This is a genomic window from Photorhabdus sp. RM71S, assembly GCF_042879355.1.
GTDB lineage: Bacteria > Pseudomonadota > Gammaproteobacteria > Enterobacterales > Enterobacteriaceae > Photorhabdus > Photorhabdus kayaii.
Genome location: NZ_JBHFKV010000109.1, coordinates 1 through 2,387, shown reverse-complemented (window position 1 = coordinate 2,387; position 2,387 = coordinate 1). Strand labels below are relative to the sequence as shown.

Annotated in this window: 3 protein-coding genes; all 3 read right to left on the bottom strand. The window is 50.7% G+C overall.

Features of this window, described 5'->3' with window-relative positions; all coding sequences use genetic code 11:
* The coding region (locus ACGF5R_RS23745; protein WP_387693073.1) for a phage portal protein at window positions 1–720 on the bottom strand (720 nt) is incomplete at its 3' end.
* A 1-nt stretch (window position 721) separates the two neighbouring features.
* Entirely contained in the window at window positions 722–985 is a 264-nt protein-coding gene (gpW, locus tag ACGF5R_RS23740) for a gpW family head-tail joining protein (RefSeq protein ID WP_036847803.1), read from the bottom strand.
* Between the two features lie 24 nt (window positions 986–1,009).
* On the bottom strand, window positions 1,010–2,387 hold a 1,378-nt coding region (locus tag ACGF5R_RS23735), incomplete at its 5' end, for a phage terminase large subunit family protein (protein ID WP_387693071.1).

Below are 2,387 nucleotides of genomic sequence, written 5' to 3'. Positions count from 1 at the left end.
TGTCATGGTTTTTGCGCCGCTCCACCAGTCGCCAATATGGGCCTCTCGAATATGGTAAAACGTAGGGGCACCGTCATCGTCTATCTCTACACCGCCGCGAATATGTGGCATGTCGAAATTCTGTTGTGGGTTGCTGAGTCGGTCTGGGTCCACAATTTGAATTGTCGTAGCATAACGCCCCTTGCCGGGTCCTAACCTGTCTGTTCGATATTGCAGCACCGCAAGCGCATCACCATCTAACAGCTTATGCCGGAAACCCAAACGCAACATCTGTGAAACAGTTTGCTTTCTCTCAACGTCACAATAGCGACCGGGATCGTTAGCCCATGAACGCCAGTGTGCTTCAACTACTTTCCCATACTCATCAGCCCAGGTTGCATCAAACGCTTTATTCCCTGTCATTAGCGCCAGCATCCGGTAATCAGGTTTGATAATGGGACGGAAATTAGCCCCGATAGCATTGTCAAGAACTCGGGTGATCGCACCGCTGGCCCAGCCATCATTCCTTGCCAAATCACGGACACGCGACACAATCCGGTCGCGATAGATATTGATTTCGTTGTCTGGCGACCACAGCGCCGGCTGCCAGTTCGCCAGCTGATCACTGAATGTGTCGGCGGCGTCATACGGAACACGACTACCGCCAACCAGCATAGACAGCTTCGGACGTGATGGCGGCAACGGCTGCCCGTTTGGGCCTAGAATTCGTATTTCACTCATATCAGTACCTGAGCCTTATCGGGCGCCGTGGCCGTGAGACAATGCCCAGTTGGGCTTGTAAGAGTTGGATCAGCGCCAGTAAATCCGCCAGCGAGCTTTGTTGATACGAAACTGAACGCGTGCCGTCTCCCTGCGTGTAAGAAAAAGACACGCCCCGGCTTCCCGTCGCCAGATCGATATAAGCCTGTTGAGCTTTCGCTAGCGCATCTTGCAGTTGCTCACGCGTCATCGCACCCGCTAATAAACTCGTGTTTCTGTTAAACATAAATATCCTTGAGATAGCCGAGGGTTAAGAGGGCAAAAGTTGAGACATACGTTTTCGTTTTGGCTTTTCCGGTTCCTGAATAATAACGCCGGGATATTGCAAGCTTGGCTTTTCTTCCGGCTCTGCGGGTGGGGGCAATAATCTGCCCGGATTTTCTGTGATGCTTGTGGCTAGTGCATTCAGTTTTAGTCCCATATGCAGCAAGCCACACAGCGCAGCATAACCATAAACCCGACAGTCCAGCGCTTCATTAGCACGGCCCGGTAATTGCTCCCACACTCGGAAACGCTGCCCGCCTGATTCTTTGAGCACTGAACGTTCCGCTAACAATTGACTGAAATAATTCAGATCCCTGTCTGCCGGAAAGTGCATATAGCTTGCCGCTGCCTCACCGGGTCGCGGTGGATTAATATGTAATCTCCCCCGGACCGTATCCTTAGCCGCATTAACACCGAGAATGATAGGCTTGAAACTTGACTTAGTACGGGATGTCGGTTTTTTGGTCGGCCACACTGGGGAGCGTTTACCGCCGCGAGCCGATTCCCCTTTTATCGCCCATATTCTTCTGCCTATTCTGGCTTTTGAGAATTCGTAGACTTGTTGGGTGTGGTGTCCGCCAGAGTCCATGCATGCCGCCATGATAGTAAAACCGCGTCCATCAGCACGGCGCCAGATTTGTTTTAGATAGTGATCTAAGCGTTTCCACGGCTCATCAGTTTCTAAATCGCCCTCGATCACGTCATAAGCAATAGACCAGCTTTCTTCATTCCGGCCCCAGCCAATGACTTCTATTTCAAAGCGATCATCTTGGGTATCAATACCCGCCGTCAGAACCGCAACGCCGTCCGGTACCTCAGCAGCAAAGACTTCACAGCGCTCAAGGAGTTTTCTTTCACTCAATGCTTTCTCGCCCCGATCTTCATACGGTTCACCCAGAACCAGGTTGATAAATGTCTGACGCATCAGCGGGTCATTTTTCACTCTCAGCCATTCAGCAACTAAGTATTTCCACGCAGCGTTAGGAAACAGACTGTAACCCGCCCAGATATGAAAACCAGCATGACCTTTAAATGGTTTGGTTGCCCGCCATTCTCCGCGCTTTACCAGGCCGGCTTTTTCGTTATGATGGATCACGCATCCGTTATGACGACAAACGTAATAAGCGGTATCCGGTATCCCTTCTCCGTGTTCGTCTTTGTCCCATTTGATACCGTAAGGTGTATCTGGGCCGCCCCATTCAAGAACCTGATATTCATTACAGTGAGGGCATGGGACGTAGTAATAACGCTGATCACTATCGCCAAATGACTTTTCAATACGGCTGGCGCCTTTTACAGTCGGGGTTGAACCCAATACGATTTTGCGGTTCCAAAATGTTTCTGAACGTTTTGTACCTAGTGCG

Bases quoted from the DNA above. Each gene is read 5' to 3' on its own strand.
- gpW (WP_036847803.1), bottom strand. From the start codon at position 985: ATGTTTAACAGAAACACGAGTTTATTAGCGGGTGCGATGACGCGTGAG.